This is a genomic window from Acidovorax sp. Root219, assembly GCF_001428665.1.
In the GTDB taxonomy this organism is placed as follows: domain Bacteria; phylum Pseudomonadota; class Gammaproteobacteria; order Burkholderiales; family Burkholderiaceae_C; genus Acidovorax.
In genome coordinates this window covers 165,427-182,900 of record NZ_LMIJ01000013.1, presented here as the reverse complement: position 1 = coordinate 182,900, position 17,474 = coordinate 165,427, and the positions used below count along the sequence as shown (strand labels likewise).

The window sequence follows — 17,474 nt, the reverse complement described above, 5'->3', positions numbered from 1 at the left end:
TACCCGGCGAGACCGGTTTGTCGGGCGTTGCAGCCGATGCTCCTTCTGCCGCGCACGCTCCTCGGCTTCTCGGTCGGTCCGTTACCCTGCCGTACGGCCCTCCAGCTACTCCAGCCAGCGCACGTTCTGCAGGATCTCTTCAAAGAAGCTGCGCAGGCTCGCGGTGCCCATGGTGTAGGGGTCGAAATCCGCCGTGCCCGAGTATTTGAGAAACAGCTGCCGGTTGGTTTCCAGCGATGCAATCAGCCCCATGGACCAACCCGTGAAGCGGCGGTAGGGGATTTCGCTCAGGTCCAGGATCGCCGTGTCGCGGTGGCGGCCATCCTTGAGCAGGCGGTGGTACAGCGCGTTCACCGCAGCGCGGTCGCCTTCGAGCAGTTGCAGAAAGATGCCGTTGTTCAGGCACAGCGCACCCGTGATGCCGGCGCGGGTGTTGTTGCGCTGCGATGCGCCCAGGATGTCCTTGACATCTGCAGGTCCCAGAACGCGCGAGGTGCGGCTCGCGTAGATCAGTTGTATCAACATGTTTGCCTCCGAATACCTGAGTGTGTCAGGCCTGGACTGCGCCGTTGGGCGTGGGCCGAATACCCCGCGAATCCGCTCGCCATTGCACGCTTGCCAGGGTGTTCAGGGGCTTTGCGCGCTCTCGTGCGCCGCTTCGGACGATCGTGTAACGTTTGCACACTTTTTAAAGGTGCTGCATCCCATGGAAACACCGTCTCCCGTTCCCGCAGACGAAGCCAGCATCCTGGCGGCATTGGCGGACCCAGGCCGTGTCGCGGCGGTCCGGGACACCGGCCTGCTGGACACCCCTCCCGAAGAGAGCTTTGACCGGCTGACCCGCCTGGCAGCCAAGCTCACGGGGGCACCCGTCACCTTCGTGTCGCTGGTGGATTCGAGCCGGGACTTCTACAAAAGCGCCTTCGGCCTGGGCGAGCCGCTGAACACCACGCGCCAGCTGGAGGGCCGTTCGTTTTGCCACTACGCCATGGTGTCTGACGGGCCCCTGGTGCTCGCCGATGTCACGCAAATGGCAGTGTTCTGCGATGTTCCTACCGTCAAATCTCTGGGGGTGCGTGCCTATGCCGGCATTCCTCTCGTGACTGCCCAGGGGCAGGTGCTGGGCAGTTTCTGCGCGGTGGACTTCAAGCCCCGGCAATGGACCGAGACCGACGTCGAAGTCCTGACCGAGCTGGCGCATTCGGCCCTGCGTGAAATCCAGTTGCGCAGGGCCGTGCGCGAATCGGACGCGCTCAACCGGCGCCTGCTGGAGCAACTGCAGCGGGTGGATGAACTGAACCGCGCCCTGGCCGAACTGGCGACGACGGACTCGCTCACCGGCCTGCGCAACCGGCGCGCGTTCGACCACAGCCTGGCGCTGGAGCTGGCCATCGTGGAGCGCCACCGTTCGCCGCTGAGCCTGCTGATGCTGGACGTGGACTACTTCAAGCGCATCAACGACCGCCTGGGCCACGATGCCGGGGACCAGGTGCTGCAGATGATCGGGCAGGTCCTGAGCGCGGGCGCCCGGGTCATCGATATCGTTGCCCGTGTGGGAGGGGAAGAGTTCGCCGTGCTGCTGCCGAACACGGGCGCGCAGGGCGCCTTCGAGGTGGCCGAGCGCATGCGCCTTGCAGTGGCCCAGACGCCAGGGGCCCACGGCGGCGTGACCATCAGCATCGGCGCAGTCACCCTGCAGGACGGGGAAGCCGCCTGCAGCCTGTATGCCCGCGCCGATGCGGCACTGTATTCGGCCAAAGAGGCGGGCCGAAACAGGGTGGCCCAGGCCTGAACCATGTGAGAATCCCGCGGGTCTCTCTCTGGGTGATTGCCAGGATTTCGCCTGGAACCTGCCCTTGGCATCGTGCACCTGCGTGCGTTTTTGGCCCCTTGCAACCTACCGTGTATGTACAGCGCCCCCTCTCCTGCCACGCCTGTTGAGCCCATCACCCCCGTACGCCAGGCCTTTGCCCGATTCGACTGGTCCGCCACGGCACTGGGGCCAGAGCATGCCTGGCCGCCCACCCTCCGCGTGGCGGTGGACCTGATGCTGCAATCGCCCGTGCCCATGGCCACGATGTGGGGGCACGAAGGCATCCTGCTCTACAACGACGGCTATGCCGTCATCGCCGGCGCACGCCATCCAGAGATACTGGGCATGCCCGCACGCCAGGCCTGGCCCGAGGCCGAGGCTTTCAACGACCGGGTGATCACCGAATGCCTGGCGGGCGGCACGCTGAGCTTTCGCGACCAGTTCCTCGTGCTGCACCGCAACGGCGCGCCTGAAGAGGTGTACCTGGACCTGGATTATTCGCCTATCCCCGATGGGCAAGGCCAACCCGTGGGTGTGATGGCCATCCTTACCGAGACCACGGCCAAGGTCACGGCCGAAAAGCGCGTGCAGGGCGAGCGCGAGCGCCTGGGCAGCATGTTCGAGCAGGCGCCGGGCTTCATGGCCCTGCTGCATGGGCCGGACCATGTGTTCGAGCTGGCCAACCCGGCCTACATGCAACTGGTGGGCCACCGCGAGGTGCTGGGCAAGCCGGTGCGCCAGGCCCTGCCGGAGATTGCAGGGCAGGGCTTCTTCGAACTGCTTGACCAGGTGTATGGCACGGGCGAGCCGTTCTTCGGCACGGCGCTGCCCGCCACGCTGCAGCGCCAACCCGATGGCGCGTACGAAAGGCGCTACATCGATGTGCTGTACCACCCGCTGCGCGACGCGCAGGGCCGGGTGGCTGGCATCTTCGTGCAGGGTTCCGACGTGACGCCGCGGGTTCTGGCCGAGGAAGAGGCCAGCCGCCGCGAGGCGCAGTTCCAGGTGTTTGCGCAGGCCATGCCCAACCAGGTGTGGGCGGCCGGGCCGGACGGCCTGCTCGACTGGCTCAATGACAAGGTGCCCGAGTACAGCGGGCTGCCGCCGGCCGCACTGCTGGGCACCGGCTGGACCCGCATCGTGCACCCCGACGACCTGCCCCAGGCCGGTGAGAAGTGGGCCCAGGCACTGGCCAGCGGCGTGGGCTATGAATCGGAATTTCGACTGCGCCGGGCCGATGGGACCTACCGCTGGCACCTGGCGCGTGCCGTGCCGCTGCGCAACGAAGGCGGCAGCGTGGTGCGCTGGGTGGGCACCAACACCGACATCGAAGAACAGCGGGCCGCCGCCCTGGCGCTGGCCCACCTCAACGAAAATCTGGAGCGCGAGGTGGCCGAGCGCACGGCCGAGCGCGACCGCATGTGGCGCCTGTCCACCGACGTGATGCTGGTGGCCGATTTCGAAGCCACGGTGCTGTCCGTCAACCCCGCGTGGACCCGCCTGCTGGGCTGGCAGGCCAGCGAACTGCTGGGCCGCAGCTTCATGGACCTGGTGCACCCCGATGACCAGGCCGCCACCCTCGACGAGATGAGCGGCCTGGCGCGCGGGGTGACCACCTTTCGCTTCGACAACCGCTACCGGTGCAAGGATGGCAGTTACCGCGTGCTGATGTGGACCGCCGTGCCGGAGGCCGGCGTGATCCTTGCCGTGGGCCGCGACGTGACCGACGACCGCGCTGCCGAAGAGGCGCTGCGCCGCACCGAGGCCGCGCTGCACCAGTCGCAGAAGATGGAAAGCGTGGGGCAGCTCACCGGGGGCGTGGCCCACGACTTCAACAACGTGCTGCAGATCATCTCGGGCAACCTGCACCTGCTGCGCAAGACCCTGGCCAAGGACGAGGCCGCGCTGCGCCGCATCAACGGCGCGCTCGATGGCGTGGCGCGCGGCGCCAAGCTGGCATCGCACCTGCTGGCCTTCGCGCGCAAGCAGCCGCTGTCGCCCGTGGTGCTCAACGTGGGGCGCTTGCTGCGCGACCTCAACGACATGCTGCGCCGTGCCCTGGGCGAAGCGATCGAGCTGGAGACGGTGGTGGCAGGCGGCCTGTGGAACACCCTGGCCGACAGCAGCTTTCTGGAGAACACGCTGCTCAACCTGGCCATCAACGCCCGCGACGCCATGCAGGGCCATGGCCGCCTGACCATCGAGGCCGGCAACGCCAGCCTGGACGACATCTATGCGCTGACCCACGGCGAAGTCACGGCAGGCCAGTACGTGATGATCGCCGTGTCCGACACCGGTTGCGGCATGAGCGAGGACATCGTGCAGAAGGTCTTCGAGCCCTTCTTCACCACCAAGCCCGAAGGCCATGGCACCGGGCTGGGCCTGTCGATGGTGTATGGCTTCGTCAAGCAAAGCGGTGGCCACATCAAGATCTACAGCGAGGTGGGCCACGGCACCACCGTCAAGCTCTACCTGCCCCGGTCGGTCGAAGCAGAACTTTCCAGCGGCCCCCTGCCGCTGGTGGAGGCCGAAGGCGGCAGCGAAACCATTCTGGTGGTGGAAGACGACGCCCAGGTGCGCGAAACCGTGGTCGAGCTGCTCACCGACATGGGCTACAAGGTCCTCAAGGCGCCCGATGCGCAAAGCGCCCTGGCGGTGGTGGAGAGCGGCGTCCAGATCGACCTGCTGTTCACCGACGTGGTCATGCCCGGCCCCCTGCGCAGCCCCGATCTGGCGCGCAAGGCACGGCTGGTGCAGCCGAACATCGAGGTACTGTTCACCTCGGGCTACACCGAGAACTCCATCGTCCATGGTGGGCGGCTCGATGCCGGAGTGGCGTTGCTGAGCAAACCCTACGCACGCGAAGACCTGGCGCGCAAGCTCAGGCAAATGCTGGGCAGCCGTGCGCATCCCGAGGGGTGAATTGCGGCCCGCCCAGGGTTGTTTTGGTGCCAGTGCGCGTAGGACAGCGCCGCAAACCCCATTCGGGTCGCGTGCTGGCCCTGTTTAGGCTGTACCCTGGTGCTACAAATTTTTACGACAACTCACGCAGGGGGCATCCAGGCCTCGCGCACACGGATCCAAGCGACTTCATGAATAACCTGACCACGTACATCCTTGACGCACTACAAGCCCCCCACAGTGCGGTACTGATACAGGACTGGATCGCCGAGGCCCGCACCAGCAACCCCGACCTGGCGAAGTCCGCCACGGCAGACGCCACGGAGGTGGTCGCTGCGTTTGGCGCTTCCTTGCAGGCAGGGGCCGACGCCGGGTCCTTCCGCGACCCCCGCTGGTTGCCGCTGCAGCAGGTGCTTTCTGCCCTGTCGCGCTCGCGTGCGGCGCAAGGGCAGACGGCGGGTGACACCAGCGTGTTCGTTCTGGCGCTGAAGAAGCCTTTGCTCGATGGGCTGCAGACATGGGAGGCGGGGGGTGACAGTGCGCAGCTGATGGCTGCGTTCTGGGGCCTGACCAAGCTGGTGGACAGCATGGCGCAGTTCACGGCCACCACGTTCCAGCACGCCCGCGAGGAGATCATCAACCGCCAGCAGGAAGAGCTGCTGGAGCTGTCCACCCCCGTCGTCAAACTGTGGGACGGGGTGCTGGCGGTACCGATGATCGGTACCCTGGACAGCAACCGCACCCAGATCGTCATGGAGACTTTGCTGCAAAAGATCGTGGAGACGGGCTCCGAGCTGGCGATCATCGACATCACCGGTGTGCCGACGGTGGACACCCTGGTGGCCCAGCATCTGCTCAAGACCGTGACGGCCATTCGCCTGATGGGCGCAGACTGCATCATCAGCGGCATCCGGCCCCAGATCGCGCAGACCATCGTGCACCTGGGCATCGACCTGCAGGGCATCACCACCAAGGCCAGCCTGGCCGACGCCCTGTCGCTGGCACTGCAGCGCACCGGTTGGCGCGTGACGCGCCAAGCCTGAGCCAGCAGCAACAGCTATGGAACGCATACCAATCTTGCGCATGGGCTCCACCCTCCTGGTCACGATCCAGGTGGACATGCTCGACCAGACTGCGCTGGCCCTGCAGGACGACCTGGCCGAACGCATCGCCAAGACGGGCGCCAGCGGCGTGATGATCGACATCTCGGCGCTGGAGATTGTGGACTCCTTCGTGGGCCGCATGCTGGCCAGCATTTCCGGCATTGCACGCATCCTGTCGGCCACCACCGTGGTCGTGGGCATGCAGCCTGCCGTGGCCATCACCCTGGTGGAGCTGGGCCTGTCGCTGGACGGCGTGAAGACCGCGCTCAATGTGGAGCGCGGGCTGGAAGTGCTGCGCCGGGCTCGCGAGGAGAGCGGCCTTGTCGGTTGAACGCGTCGGGACCCTTCCGCTTGCGTCCGAGCAGCACGTCGTGGCCAGTCGCCAGACGGTGCGTGCGCTGTGCCAGCTCCTGAAACTGTCGCTGGTCGAGCAGACCAAGATGATCACTGCGGCCAGTGAGCTTTCGCGCAACACCCTCATCCACGGCGGAGGAGGGCGCATGCGCTGGGAGGTGCTGCAAGTCGGGCTGCGCATGGGCCTGGTCTTGCATTTTGAAGACGAGGGCCCCGGCATCGCGGATTTGAAGCTGGCCATGACCGATGGCTGGACCTCGGGTTCTGGCATGGGTCTGGGCCTGCCCGGCAGCAAACGGCTGGTCGGTGATTTCGAGATCGACTCCGCCCCTGGGCGTGGAACGCGCGTGAGCATCACCAAATGGAAGTGATCCGCAGCTGGATCCACCGCCCTTTCCAGATCACGGATGCGAGCTGTGTGGGGGAGGCCAGGCGCTATTGCGCCCGTGCGGTGCAGGACTGGGACTGGTCCGAAGTGGACGCGGGGCGCCTGTCGCTGGTCGTGACCGAACTGGGCACCAACCTGCTGCGCCATGCCGTGCAGGGCGAGTTGTGGATCGCCATCAAGAACGCAGCGCTGGAGGTGGAGGTCATCGCGCTGGACAGGGGCCCTGGCATCGCCGACGTACAGCGCGCCATCCAGGACGGGGTGTCCACCGGCTCCGGGTCCCCGGGCACGGGCCTGGGGGCCATACGCCGCCTGGCCAACGATTTCAGCATCCATTCGAGCGGCGAGGGGACCTTGTGCCTGGCGCGCGTTCGGCCTGCTGCGCAGGGGCCATTGGCACCGCCCAGGCTGGGTGCGGTGAGCCTGGCAGCCCCGGGGGAAACGGTTTGCGGCGATGCCTGGGCTGCTGCCTTCGACGGCGGCAGGGTGTCTCTGGTGGTCGCAGATGGCCTGGGCCATGGACCCCATGCTGCGGTGGCGGCCAACGCTGCGCTGGACGTGTTTGAGAGCAACCCTTTTGCCTCCCTGCAGGCCCTGTTGAAGGCTGCGCATGCCGGGTTGCAGGCCACGCGCGGGGCAGCGCTGCTCGTCCTGCAGATGGACGCTGCGTCCAGCCTGCAGTACGCCGGCGCTGGCAATGTCATGGGGCGTGTCATTTCGGGGGTGTCCGACAAGTCCCTGATGACGCAGCATGGCACCGTGGGGGTGCAGGTCCGCAGTCCGGACGTGGCCAGCATTGAAGTACCCGCCCACGCCGTGACGGTGGTGCACAGCGATGGCATCGCGTCGAGGTGGAAAGCCGATAGCCTGGTGCCGCTGCTGCAGCGCGATCCCGCGTTGATTGCAGCCGCATTGCTTTGGCAGCACACACGGGGCCGTGACGACGCCACCGTGGTCGTGGTGAAACAGGGAGAATGACCGTGAGCGAAGCGACCCAGGCTGAGCTGGAGCAATGCCGCGCCGAAGTTCAGGCGCTGCGCGCCGAACTGGAGGAGACCAACCGGGGGGTGGTGGCGCTCTACGCCGAGCTCGATGAGCAGGCCGAGCAACTCAAGCATGCCACCCAGCTCAAGAGCCGCTTTCTTTCGTACATGAGCCATGAGTTCCGAACGCCCATCGGGGCGACGCTCAGCATTGCCCGGCTTTTGCTCGATCACGTGGATGGCCCGCTCACCCCGGAGCAGGAGCGCCAGGTGGAGTTCATCCAGATGACCTGCCAGGAGTTTTCCAACATGGTGGACGACCTGCTGGACCTGGCCAAGATCGAAGCCGGCCGGGTGGACATCTCCCCCGAGTGGTTCGAGATGATGGACCTGTTCACCGCGTTGCGGGGCATGTTCAAGCCCATCCTGGACAATGATGAGTTGAGCCTGGTATTCGAGGAGGCAGAAGGCCTGCCCCGGCTGTACACCGATGACCGCAAGCTGTCGCAGATCCTGCGCAATTTCATCTCCAACGCCCTCAAGTTCACGGCGCGCGGTGAAGTGCGGGTCTCTGCGGTCCGCGAGGCGGGCGACATGGTCCGCTTTTCCGTTTCCGACACCGGCATCGGCATCGCGCAGGAGCATATTTCGGCCCTTTTCAATGACTTCACCCAGGTGGATGCACCCATCCAAAAGCGGCTGCGCGGCACCGGGTTGGGCCTGGCGCTTTCCAAACAGCTGGCCTCCCTGCTGGGCGGATCCATCGAGGTGACAAGCGTCGTGGGCGAAGGCTCCGTCTTTTCGGTCATCGTGCCCGCGCAGTTGCTGCCGGCGCAAGCCACTGCCGCTGTGTGAGCCATGCCTAATTCTGGAATGATTTTGCCCACCCTTGACCGCAGCCTGCACACGGTGCTGGTGGTGGATGACAACCCCGTCACGCGCTACTCCACTGCGCGTGTCATCCGTGCTGCGGGTTTTCAAACCCATGAGGTTGCCACGGGGGGCGCAGCCATTGAAGCGGCCAAGCAGAACATATCGGCAGTGGTTCTGGACGTGAATCTGCCGGACATGGACGGCTTCGACGTCTGCCGGGTCTTGCGTGCGGACATGCGCACGGCGCTGACCCCGATCATCCATCTGTCCGCCACCTATGTGAAGAGCGAGCACAAGGTGGCCGGCCTGAATGCGGGGGCCGACGCCTACATGGTGCACCCGGCCGAGCCGCCCCTGATGGTGGCTACCCTGCAGGCCTTGATACGGGCGCGCACCGCCGAAGAAGAGCTGCGGCGCAGCGAAAGCCGGTTCCGTGCCATCTACGGGCAGGCGCCTGTGGCCATGATGCTGATCGACTCCGCGGGTTGCTTTGCGGATGTGAATCCCGCCGCCGAAGCGCTGATTCAGAGGCCACGGGGCGAGCTGATCGGAATGGCGGTGGCCGAGCTGGTGCCCGAAGCCTGGAAAGACTTCGTGAAAGCCCGTTTGGAGAGCTCCGAAGACATCGCCTGGAAGGGCGAGTTTCCGATGGTGCGGGGCGATGGGCAGCAGATGCTGCTGGACTGGAGCATGTCCAGCCACGTGGAGCCCGGCGTGCGCATCGGCATTGCATCCGACCTGTCCGAACGGATCGATTTCGAACGGCGCCGCGAGGAACTCCTGGAGCGCGAACAGGCCGCGCGCGTGCTGGCCGAGCGGCACAGCCGCACCAAGGATGATTTCGTGGCCGTGCTGTCGCACGAATTGCGCACCCCCCTCACGCTGATCACCGGCTGGGTGCACATGCTCAAGCGCCCCAACTGCAGTGCCGACATGCTCAAGCGCGGCATCGACTCCATAGAGCGTGGGGCCAAGGCGCAGGGGCGCATCATTTCCGACATTCTGGATGTCTCCCGCATCGCGTCCGGCAAGCTGCGCCTGCACCGCGAGTGGGCCCACCCGATGGAACTGACGCGCGTTTCGCTGGATGCCCTGCGCGATCTCGCCCAGGCCAAGGGCATTGTGCTGTCGGTACAGGCCGACGACACCGACGAGCCTGCATGGCTGGATGTGACGCGGTTCCAGCAGATCGTGTGGAACCTGGTGACCAATGCGATCAAGTTCTCCGAGACGGGGGGCGCGGTCGACCTGCGGCTATTGCGCGACGGTGATGTGCTGACGCTGGTCGTCAAGGACCATGGAGTGGGCATTCCCGACGGATTTCTGCCCTTCCTGTTCGAGCGCTTCACGCAAAGCGGTACCCCCGGCAACCGGGCGCATGGCGGACTGGGTCTGGGCCTTTCCATCGTGAAGCACCTGGTGGAACTGCACCAAGGCAGCATTTCAGCGTTCAGCGAAGGCACTGGCAAAGGCACCTCGATGACCGCCCGCCTGATGGTGGCCTATGAGGAGCCAAGCGCAGCCAGCGAAGGTGAGCAAGCATTTCCCCACACCAGGGAAGTCCGTCTGCTCCAGGGCAAGGACATCCTGGTGGTGGACGACAACGCCGACACCAGCGAAATGCTGAGCATCGTGCTGTCCGACGAAGGTGCGCTCGTGCGCGTCGCAGACAGCTACGAGACTGCCATCGCCCAGTTCGACAAGGCCTGGCCCGACCTGTTCGTGAGCGACATTGGTCTGCCCGGCCGCGACGGCCATGACCTGATCGCCAAGGTCCGGGAGATGGAGGCTGCTGCGGGCCATCCACGCCTGCGCGCCATTGCACTCACGGCCTTTGCACGCCCACAGGACCGTGATCGCGCACTGGCCGCTGGTTTCGACCAGCACATGGGAAAGCCTTTGCAGCCGCATCTGTTGCTCCAGGCGCTGGCCTGAGAGGCAGTGCCGGCTGGTTTTTGCGTGCACCACATCGCTTGGGGATGCCGTCTGACAAGCCCGGAGCGTGGCGTGGCTTATTTTCAGCTACCCACCCCAAGGAGCATGCCGTGACCACCCAGCCCCCGCCCGCCAACCCTGCACGCCGCCCTGCCGGCGAGTTCCCACAGCCCGTTTCGCCATGGGAGAGCCGTGGCCTGCTGTACGCCGAAGTGGCGGGGGCCCTGGTAGTGCTGGCCATGGTGCTGGCCAACAGCATGGACCCTGGTTTTTGGCGCGACCAGGCCACCGAGGTGCAGGCCCAGGCGGCCCGCGCCACATCGGTGGCAAAGGCCGGGCCTTCCGATTCGTCCGAGTGATGGCGCAGCCATGCTTTGCATGGCCGTGGCATTCCCAGGCACAAAGGCCTGCAGCTGTGCAGGCGCTTATGGGGGAGCGGCGGGCCGCGTGCGGTCGGTCTGCCCGTCCATCATGTCGCGCACCTTCCGGGCCAGGGCCGTGAGCTCGAAGGGCTTTGTCATGACCTCCATCCCCGCATCGAGCAGGCCGTTGCCCACGGCAGCGTTCTGGGCAAAGCCGGTGATGAACAGCACTTTCAATTCGGGCCGGTCCTGGCGGGCTGCGTCTGCCACCTGGCGGCCGTTGAGGCCGCCGGGCAGGCCTACGTCGGTGATCAGCAGGTCCACGCGGCGCATGGATGCCAGGGTGCGCAGGGCGCTCGGGCCGTCGTGGGCCTCGACCACCACGTAGCCGGCATCCTTGAGCACCTCCACTGTCAGCGTGCGGATGGTGCTTTCGTCCTCCACCACCAGAAGGGTCTCGCCCTCGCCCTGCTGCACGGTGTCGGCAGGCCCATCGGCCGCGTCTTCCAGCACCTGGCCATCATGGCGCGGCAGGTACAGTCGCATGGTGGTGCCCACGCCCACTTCGGACTGCACGCGCACATGGCCGCCCGACTGGCGCACGAAGCCATACACCATCGACAGGCCCAGGCCCGTGCCCTGGCCGGTGGGCTTGGTGGTGAAGAAGGGGTCGAAGATCTGCTCGATCAGCTCGGCCGGCATGCCCGAACCGGTGTCGGTGACGGACAGGCACACATAGTCTGCCGCAGGCAGGCCCAGGCTGCGCAGCACGCTGTCCGTGGCCGCGATGTTGGCGGTGACTATGGCCAGGTGCCCGCCGCCGGGCAGCATGGCGTCGCGCGCGTTGATGCACAGATTGAGCAGCGAGTTTTCCAGCTGCGAGGGGTCCACCCGGGTGGTCCACAGGCCCTCGGCGGCCGTGCACTCGACCTGCACGTCCGGCCCCACGGTGCGGCGCACCAGTTCTTCGAGCCCTGCCACCAGGCGGTTGAGGTCGGTGGCCCTGGGGTCCAGTGTCTGGCGCCGGGCAAAGGCCAGCAGGCGCTGGGTCAGCGCTGCGGCGCGCTTGACCGAGTCCTGGCCCATGCCGATGTAGCGTTCGGCCTGGTCGAGCTTGCCCTGGCGCATGCGCACCTTGAGCACCTGCAGGCTGGCGCTCACAGCGCCCAGCAGGTTGTTGAAATCGTGCGCAATGCCGCCCGTGAGCTGGCCCACGGCCTCCATCTTCTGCGACTGGCGCAGTGCCTCTTCCACCGCCATCAGCTCGCCCGTGCGCGCCGCCACGGTGGCTTCCAGGTTTTCATTCACATCGCGCAGCCGCGCCTCGCTGAGCGCCAGGGCATTGGCGCTGCGCACCCGTTCGCAGACGGAGCGGATGCGCTCGGCAAACTCGCGCACGAAGTCGATTTCATCGGCTGTCCAGTGGCGCGCGTCCGCATGGTGCAGGAACAGGATGGCCACGAGCTTGCCCTGCTCGATCAGTGGCACGCTCAGCAGGGCGCACACGCCCTGGGTATCGAGTGTGCCTTCTGGGTAGCGTTCTGGGTCCGCCCCGGTGTCGGCAACCACCAGGGGTTCTCCGTGCCAAAGACCATCGGCGCAGGAGCCCAGGTCGTGCATGCGCCAGGTGCCAGCCAGCGTGGCCAGGCCGTGGACGCACCAGTCCTGGTCGATGGTGCACAGCTCGCCCGTGTCGTCGATGGTGCCGTAGCACACGCGCGCCAGGCGCAGTGTCTCGCCCAGCAGGCGCGCAGCCTCCTGCGCCATGCCTGGCAGGTCGCCCACCTCGCGCAGCCGCTCAGGCAGGCGCGCCAGCAGGTTGCGCCAGTGCTCCGCGCGCCGGCGCTGGGTGATGTCGCGCACCACGGCCAGCGAACCCAGGGGCCGGCCCAGCGGGCCGAGCAGGGGCGAAACCACGGCCTCCACATCGATCAGCCGGCCATCGTTCAGGCGGTGCAGGGTGCCCAGGGTGGCCAGCGCCCCAGGGGCGGCAGATGGCACATCCGGCTCGCCCATGCCAGGCATCTCGGTAAAGATGAACTGCCGGGGCTGGCCCAGCACATCGGAGGACCGCACGCCATAGAGCCGCTCTGCGGCGGCATTGATGTACATCACCAGCCCATCCTGGTCGAAGGCGAAGACGGCGTCCTCCATCTGGCCCAGCACGTCCTGACGCAGCTGGTCGGTGGCCGCGTGCGCGCTCTCCAGCGTGTAGATGGCGTTGTTGACGACAAGCGCATCCACATCGCCGGTGTGGATGGCATGCAGCGTTTCTTCCAGCTCCTGCAGCCTTAGCCTGAGCGAGGCGTTCTCGGCAGCAAGGGCGGCCTCGCCAACCAGGCCCGGGGTGGGGTCGAATCCGTCCGCTGTCATGCGGCCCCCTGCGCCGGCAGTATGCCGAAGGCCCTGCGCAGCCGGTTCAGGTCCGACAGGTCGCCGATGAAGCGGCGCTGCGGCAGCGGCGCCAGGCGCAGCAAGGTGGGCGAGACGATGATCTGGTCGGCACGCGCCAGATCCACATGTTCGGCGATGTTCAGCACCGTGAGCAGGTGCGTGCCGGGATAGGCCTCCTGCAGAATGCGGCGCGCGTTGGCGATGGCACGCAGCGAGATCGGCGAGGCCATGCTCACGTAGAGCCGGTAGTCGTTGGGCTGCGAAACCTCGGCGGGCTGTTCGTGCTGGGCATGGCGGGTTTCGGTGCGTGCCATGGGGTTCAAACGAGGGGCTTCACATCGAGCCCGACGAGTACACGTTCCTCGTTCGACAGGTCGCCGATGATCTTGCGGATCGGCTCGGGGAACTTGCGCACCAGGGTGGGTACGGCCAGGATCTGGTCGCCCGCCGCCAGTTGCGGGTTGAGCAGCAGATCCACGACTTCGATGCTGTAGCGCCCGGCCAGATGCGTCTCGCACAGGCGCTTGAGGTTGTCCAGCGCGGCATTGGAGCGGGGGGTGGAGCCGGCCACGTAGAGCCTGAGCTGCCACTCGGGTTTGAGCGGTTCGGCGGTGGGCCTTTCGCGCAGGGTGGAGGGGGTTGCCATATCGATCATCCTTTGAGCGACGCGGGTTGGGACGCTGCCTTGCCGCCGGTGCTGGCGGTACCGCGCTTGGCCGCAATGCTGCGGGCACGCTCCTGCGCGCCCAGGGCCTCCATGGTTTCGCGCTCGATGGCGAACTCCACCTCGCCGGCCCGCTCCAGTGCCTCTGTGTTCAAGGCCGCGATCTGTGCGTCCAGGGCCTTGCGGCGGTTGGCCAGGTCGCGCAGGCGGCGCTCGTGGTCGCGCCCGCGCAGGTCGTTGGCGGCCAGCACCTGCGCCTCATGCGCGACGCGTGCGGTGCCGGTGAGCACCTGGTCGCCATAGAGGTACACGTCCACCAGGTCCACGCCCGTGTCGGAGAAGACGAATTCGCGCACCTGGTTGGAGTGCGGCATGCCGCGCGACTTGAGCACCTGCAGCGTGCGCGTGCGCTCGCCGTTGACGGCCACATTGGCCAGCAACAGCCAGCTGTCCATGAGAGAAGACACGCCGACTTCCGACGTGGCGACCGGCAAGGGCGCCGCATCGACCGTGAGGCTGGTGAGCAGCGCCGTCGTGCCCTCGGTCTTGAGGAAGTCGATGAGCCGCATCAGCGTGAGCTTGAGGCCCGAATCATCTTTCTGCGCGGTCAGGTTGCTGATCGGGTCCACCGCCACCACTTGCGGATGGAAGTCGCGCACCAGGTCGTACACATGGGCCAGGTGCTGCTCCAGCCCCTGCAGGGTGGGGCGGGTGGATTCGATCTTGAGCAGGCCCTTGTCCACCCAGCGGCGCAGCTTCAGGCCGATGGACTCCATGTTGCGCAGCAACTGGCTCTCGGACTCTTCGTAGGTGAAAAGGATGGCCTTCTCCCCGCGCGCGCAGGCCGCATCGACGAAGCTGGCGGCCATGCTGCTCTTGCCCGTGCCGGGCGCGCCCGACACCAGCAGGCTGCTGCCACGGTAGATCCCCTGGCCACCCAGCATTTCATCGAGCCCGCCGATGCCCGTGGACATGCGCTCGCGCGATGCCTGGTGGTTCAATGCCAGCGAGGTGATGGGCAGCACAGAGATGCCGTGCCTGCCGATCAAAAATGGGTATTCGTTGGTGCCGTGGGCCGAGCCGCGGTACTTCACCACGCGCAGGCGGCGGGTGGAGACCTGGTCTTCGATGCGGTGGTCCAGCAATATCACGCAGTCGGCCACGTACTCCTCCAGCCCATAGCGGGTGAAGGCGCTCTCGCCGCGCTCGGCGGTGATGATGGCCGTGACGCCCTTGTCCTTGAGCCAGCGGAACAGGCGGCGCAACTCGGCGCGCAGGATGGCGTGGTTGGGCACGCCGGCAAACAATGCCTCCACGGTGTCCAGCACCACGCGCTTGGCACCGATCGAATCGATGGCGTAGCCCAGGCGGATGAACAGGCCCTCCAGATCGTATTCGCCGGTCTCCTCGATCTCGCTGCGCTCCACGCGCACGAAGTCCAGCGCCAGCTTCTTTTGCCGCTGCAACTGGTCAAGGTCGAAGCCCAGCGAGCGCATGTTCTCGACCAGCTCCTCGGTCGACTCTTCGAACATCATGAAGACGCCAGGCTCTGCATACTCCGTGGCGCCCTTGACGAGGAACTCCGCCGCCAGCATGGTCTTGCCGCAGCCGGCGGCGCCGCACACCAGGGTAGGGCGGCCTGCGGGCAGTCCACCTTCGGTGATCTCATCGAGGCCTGCAATGCCGGTGGGCGACTTCGCGATGCCTGCAGACGTTTCAGCAGGAGCATTCTTCTTGTTTCTGGTGGCTGCCATCGGTGCGCGATCAAGAGTAGATGGGATGGAGTGGGCTGCAATGGAAACCCTCCGGTACTGGGACCTGCAATGTCCCTGCAGGCACAGGCCACGGCGAACGTGACCGGACGTAAACATCGTAGGAAATCCACAGGCATGGCTCTGTAGGACACGGCCGGATTGCGCTGCGCGGGCGGGCCCTGACTCTTGCGCGCATGCGGTTCAGGCTGCAGAATTTGCCAAGCCAGCTGCCGTGGCAGCCAACGCTGATTTGCCATCCGCCCATCTCTTCGGAGGTCACCATCACCCACCCTCCCGGTCAGGACCAGCTGCAGAAAGTGCGCTGCTACACCCTCTTTTTCCCTGGAGGCCGTGTCTACGCGGGCGATACCGAGGGCCACCTGATCGCTTTGGCTCTCGTCACGCACCGGCAGGGCCGCTACAGCTATACGCTGGAGGGCAGCGGAGTCGCGGGCGGCGGGCTGGCCACTGTCCAGGCTTTGCTCGAAGCCGTTGCCAGCCAGCTCACGGCGGACTTCGTCGACGCGCAGTTCCACCACTGCCCCGATCTGGCCCGGGCCGATGTCTTCGACCTGACTGCCGGACCGCACCTGAACATACGTCTGCAGACCCCCTGACGCCCAGGCCGGGCATTTCGCCGGGGGGTGGATCGGCTGCTGTCCTACAAGGCCGTCCCGAGGCGGGTGGTAATTTCCAGAGCACCCTCTGAGAAGGAACCACGCCATGAGCGACGACCACAGCAAGACCGCCCAAGACCGCCATTTCATCAGCCTCGCGGAGCACTACGAAGTGCGCGACTGGACCAACAGCCTGGGCGTTACCGAGGCGCAGCTGCGCGAGGCCGTGGCGGCCGTCGGCTCCTCGGCCGACAAGGTGCGCGAGTACCTGAGCCACGCCCGCTGAGGGGCATTGCGATGGCCCAGGACAAAGAGGACGCAGGCAAGGCACCGACTTCCACCCGCACGATGTGGAAGGGGGCCATCAGCTTTGGACTGGTGCACATTCCCGTGGGGCTGTACTCGGCCACGGCGAGCTCGGGCATCGACTTCGACTGGCTCGACAAGCGCTCCATGGAGCCCGTGGGCTACAAGCGCGTGAACAAGGTCACGGGCAAGGAGATCGCCACGGCCGACATCGTCAAGGGCATCGAATACGAGGACGGGCACTATGTAGTGCTCACGCCCGAAGAGATCGCTGCCGCCTTCCCCAAGGTCACGCAGACCATCGAGATCGAGACCTTTCTCGATGCCGACGAGATTCCCTTCGTCTACCTGGAGCGGCCCTACTACACGGCCCCGCTCAAGCGCGGCGAGAAGGTCTATGCGCTGCTGCGCGAGGCCCTGCGCCAAAGCAACAAGGTGGGCGTGGCCAAGGTGGTCATCCAGTCCAAGCAGCACCTGGCGGTGCTGATCCCCTGTGGGCGCGCGCTGGTGCTGAACCTGCTGCGCTGGGGTGGCGAGATACGTTCGTTCGAGCAGCTGAACCTGCCTCCCCTCGACGCCAAGGCCGCCGGCATCAAGCCGGCCGAAATGGACATGGCGCTGCAACTCATCGAGGACATGACGCAGGCCTGGGATGCCGACAGCTTTCGCAATTCCTTCGCGCAGGAGATCCACAAGCTCGTGGAGACCAAGGTGGCCTCGGGCGAAACCGCTGCCGTGGTCAAGGTCGACAGTGGCAAGGAAACCGCCCCGGCCGGCGCCGACGTGCTGGACCTGACCGCGCTGCTCAAGCGCAGCCTGGAGGGCAAGGGCGGCAAGGCAACTGCGGTACAGGCCAAGGGCAAGCCGGCATCGGTCACGCCCTTGCCCGCAGCGAAGAAGACTGCGGCGAAGAAGCTGCCTGCAAAAAAGGCCGCCGCCAAGGCCCCGGCGAAGAAGGCGCTCGCCAAGAAGACCCTGGCGCGCCGGGCGGCCTGACGTATGGCGAAAGAGATGGCGAAAGACCACC

At 66.3% G+C, this 17,474-nt stretch carries 17 protein-coding genes; 12 read left to right on the top strand and 5 right to left on the bottom strand.

Going from position 1 to position 17,474, the window contains the following annotated elements; all coding sequences use genetic code 11:
* Positions 1–105 precede the first annotated feature (105 nt).
* A complete protein-coding gene (locus ASE28_RS15955; RefSeq protein ID WP_057202908.1) occupies positions 106–525 on the bottom strand; it encodes a BLUF domain-containing protein in 420 nt (139 codons plus the stop codon).
* 181 nt (positions 526–706) lie between these two features.
* Between ASE28_RS15955 and ASE28_RS15950 the strand changes: the two genes are divergently transcribed.
* From ASE28_RS15950 to ASE28_RS15910, 9 genes are all read left to right on the top strand, one after another.
* Positions 707–1,792, top strand: a complete 1,086-nt coding sequence (locus ASE28_RS15950; protein WP_057267462.1) for a sensor domain-containing diguanylate cyclase — start codon at positions 707–709, stop codon at positions 1,790–1,792.
* 114 nt (positions 1,793–1,906) lie between these two features.
* Entirely contained in the window at positions 1,907–4,735 is a 2,829-nt protein-coding gene (locus ASE28_RS15945; RefSeq protein ID WP_057267461.1) for a hybrid sensor histidine kinase/response regulator, read from the top strand.
* Positions 4,736–4,905: 170 nt separating this feature from the next.
* A complete protein-coding gene (locus ASE28_RS15940) occupies positions 4,906–5,757 on the top strand; it encodes an STAS domain-containing protein (protein WP_057267460.1) in 852 nt (283 codons plus the stop codon).
* Between the two features lie 16 nt (positions 5,758–5,773).
* Positions 5,774–6,148 carry an STAS domain-containing protein gene (locus tag ASE28_RS15935; RefSeq protein WP_057267459.1) on the top strand — a complete coding sequence of 125 codons (375 nt, stop codon included), beginning with the start codon at positions 5,774–5,776 and terminating at the stop codon, positions 6,146–6,148.
* Entirely contained in the window at positions 6,138–6,542 is a 405-nt protein-coding gene (locus ASE28_RS15930; protein ID WP_057267458.1) for an anti-sigma regulatory factor, read from the top strand. The genes ASE28_RS15935 and ASE28_RS15930 overlap by 11 nt, the downstream gene beginning before the upstream one ends.
* The gene (locus ASE28_RS15925; RefSeq protein WP_057267457.1) at positions 6,533–7,537 is read left to right on the top strand and encodes an ATP-binding protein; all 1,005 of its coding nucleotides are present in this window, start codon (positions 6,533–6,535) and stop codon (positions 7,535–7,537) included. The genes ASE28_RS15930 and ASE28_RS15925 overlap by 10 nt, the downstream gene beginning before the upstream one ends.
* Positions 7,534–8,397, top strand: a complete 864-nt coding sequence (locus ASE28_RS15920) for a sensor histidine kinase KdpD (RefSeq protein ID WP_057267456.1) — start codon at positions 7,534–7,536, stop codon at positions 8,395–8,397. Before ASE28_RS15925 ends, ASE28_RS15920 begins: the two co-directional genes overlap by 4 nt.
* A gap of 3 nt (positions 8,398–8,400) precedes the next feature.
* The gene (locus ASE28_RS15915) at positions 8,401–10,350 is read left to right on the top strand and encodes a response regulator (RefSeq protein ID WP_057267455.1); all 1,950 of its coding nucleotides are present in this window, start codon (positions 8,401–8,403) and stop codon (positions 10,348–10,350) included.
* Positions 10,351–10,460: 110 nt separating this feature from the next.
* Positions 10,461–10,709: a hypothetical protein gene (locus ASE28_RS15910; RefSeq protein ID WP_057267454.1), complete on the top strand. Its 249-nt coding sequence runs from the start codon at positions 10,461–10,463 to the stop codon at positions 10,707–10,709.
* A 66-nt stretch (positions 10,710–10,775) separates the two neighbouring features.
* On the opposite strand, the gene ASE28_RS15905 is transcribed toward ASE28_RS15910, so the two are convergent.
* Genes ASE28_RS15905 through kaiC form a run of 4 tightly spaced genes read right to left on the bottom strand, consistent with a single transcriptional unit; the run spans position 10,776 to position 15,524 of the window.
* A complete protein-coding gene (locus ASE28_RS15905) occupies positions 10,776–13,085 on the bottom strand; it encodes an ATP-binding protein (protein WP_057267453.1) in 2,310 nt (769 codons plus the stop codon).
* Positions 13,082–13,420 (bottom strand): circadian clock KaiB family protein, encoded by a 339-nt coding sequence (locus ASE28_RS15900; protein ID WP_057267452.1) that lies wholly within the window; start codon positions 13,418–13,420, stop codon positions 13,082–13,084. Before ASE28_RS15900 ends, ASE28_RS15905 begins: the two co-directional genes overlap by 4 nt.
* 5 nt (positions 13,421–13,425) lie before the next feature.
* Positions 13,426–13,752, bottom strand: coding sequence for a circadian clock KaiB family protein (locus ASE28_RS15895; RefSeq protein WP_057267475.1), 327 nt, complete (start codon positions 13,750–13,752; stop codon positions 13,426–13,428).
* A gap of 5 nt (positions 13,753–13,757) precedes the next feature.
* Positions 13,758–15,524 carry a circadian clock protein KaiC gene (kaiC, locus tag ASE28_RS15890; RefSeq protein ID WP_057267451.1) on the bottom strand — a complete coding sequence of 589 codons (1,767 nt, stop codon included), beginning with the start codon at positions 15,522–15,524 and terminating at the stop codon, positions 13,758–13,760.
* Positions 15,525–15,718: 194 nt separating this feature from the next.
* Between kaiC and ASE28_RS15885 the strand changes: the two genes are divergently transcribed.
* From ASE28_RS15885 to ASE28_RS15875, 3 genes are all read left to right on the top strand, one after another.
* A complete protein-coding gene (locus ASE28_RS15885) occupies positions 15,719–16,141 on the top strand; it encodes a hypothetical protein (RefSeq protein WP_057267450.1) in 423 nt (140 codons plus the stop codon).
* 106 nt (positions 16,142–16,247) lie between these two features.
* Positions 16,248–16,427, top strand: a complete 180-nt coding sequence (locus ASE28_RS15880) for a DUF3606 domain-containing protein (RefSeq protein ID WP_057202893.1) — start codon at positions 16,248–16,250, stop codon at positions 16,425–16,427.
* Positions 16,428–16,438: 11 nt separating this feature from the next.
* Positions 16,439–17,443: a Ku protein gene (locus ASE28_RS15875; protein ID WP_057267449.1), complete on the top strand. Its 1,005-nt coding sequence runs from the start codon at positions 16,439–16,441 to the stop codon at positions 17,441–17,443.
* Positions 17,444–17,474: the final 31 nt, after the last annotated feature.

What these genes read in the sequence shown, in the direction of transcription:
- ASE28_RS15955 (WP_057202908.1), bottom strand. Translation starts at nt 525, where the DNA reads ATGTTGATACAACTGATCTACGCGAGCCGCACCTCGCGCGTTCTGGGA.
- ASE28_RS15950 (WP_057267462.1), top strand. Translation starts at nt 707, where the DNA reads ATGGAAACACCGTCTCCCGTTCCCGCAGACGAAGCCAGCATCCTGGCG.
- ASE28_RS15945 (WP_057267461.1), top strand. Translation starts at nt 1,907, where the DNA reads ATGTACAGCGCCCCCTCTCCTGCCACGCCTGTTGAGCCCATCACCCCC.
- ASE28_RS15940 (WP_057267460.1), top strand. Translation starts at nt 4,906, where the DNA reads ATGAATAACCTGACCACGTACATCCTTGACGCACTACAAGCCCCCCAC.
- ASE28_RS15935 (WP_057267459.1), top strand. Translation starts at nt 5,774, where the DNA reads ATGGAACGCATACCAATCTTGCGCATGGGCTCCACCCTCCTGGTCACG.
- ASE28_RS15925 (WP_057267457.1), top strand. Translation starts at nt 6,533, where the DNA reads ATGGAAGTGATCCGCAGCTGGATCCACCGCCCTTTCCAGATCACGGAT.
- ASE28_RS15920 (WP_057267456.1), top strand. Translation starts at nt 7,534, where the DNA reads ATGACCGTGAGCGAAGCGACCCAGGCTGAGCTGGAGCAATGCCGCGCC.
- ASE28_RS15915 (WP_057267455.1), top strand. Translation starts at nt 8,401, where the DNA reads ATGCCTAATTCTGGAATGATTTTGCCCACCCTTGACCGCAGCCTGCAC.
- ASE28_RS15905 (WP_057267453.1), bottom strand. Translation starts at nt 13,085, where the DNA reads ATGACAGCGGACGGATTCGACCCCACCCCGGGCCTGGTTGGCGAGGCC.
- ASE28_RS15900 (WP_057267452.1), bottom strand. Translation starts at nt 13,420, where the DNA reads ATGGCACGCACCGAAACCCGCCATGCCCAGCACGAACAGCCCGCCGAG.
- ASE28_RS15895 (WP_057267475.1), bottom strand. Translation starts at nt 13,752, where the DNA reads ATGGCAACCCCCTCCACCCTGCGCGAAAGGCCCACCGCCGAACCGCTC.
- kaiC (WP_057267451.1), bottom strand. Translation starts at nt 15,524, where the DNA reads ATGGCAGCCACCAGAAACAAGAAGAATGCTCCTGCTGAAACGTCTGCA.
- ASE28_RS15885 (WP_057267450.1), top strand. Translation starts at nt 15,719, where the DNA reads ATGCGGTTCAGGCTGCAGAATTTGCCAAGCCAGCTGCCGTGGCAGCCA.
- ASE28_RS15880 (WP_057202893.1), top strand. Translation starts at nt 16,248, where the DNA reads ATGAGCGACGACCACAGCAAGACCGCCCAAGACCGCCATTTCATCAGC.
- ASE28_RS15875 (WP_057267449.1), top strand. Translation starts at nt 16,439, where the DNA reads ATGGCCCAGGACAAAGAGGACGCAGGCAAGGCACCGACTTCCACCCGC.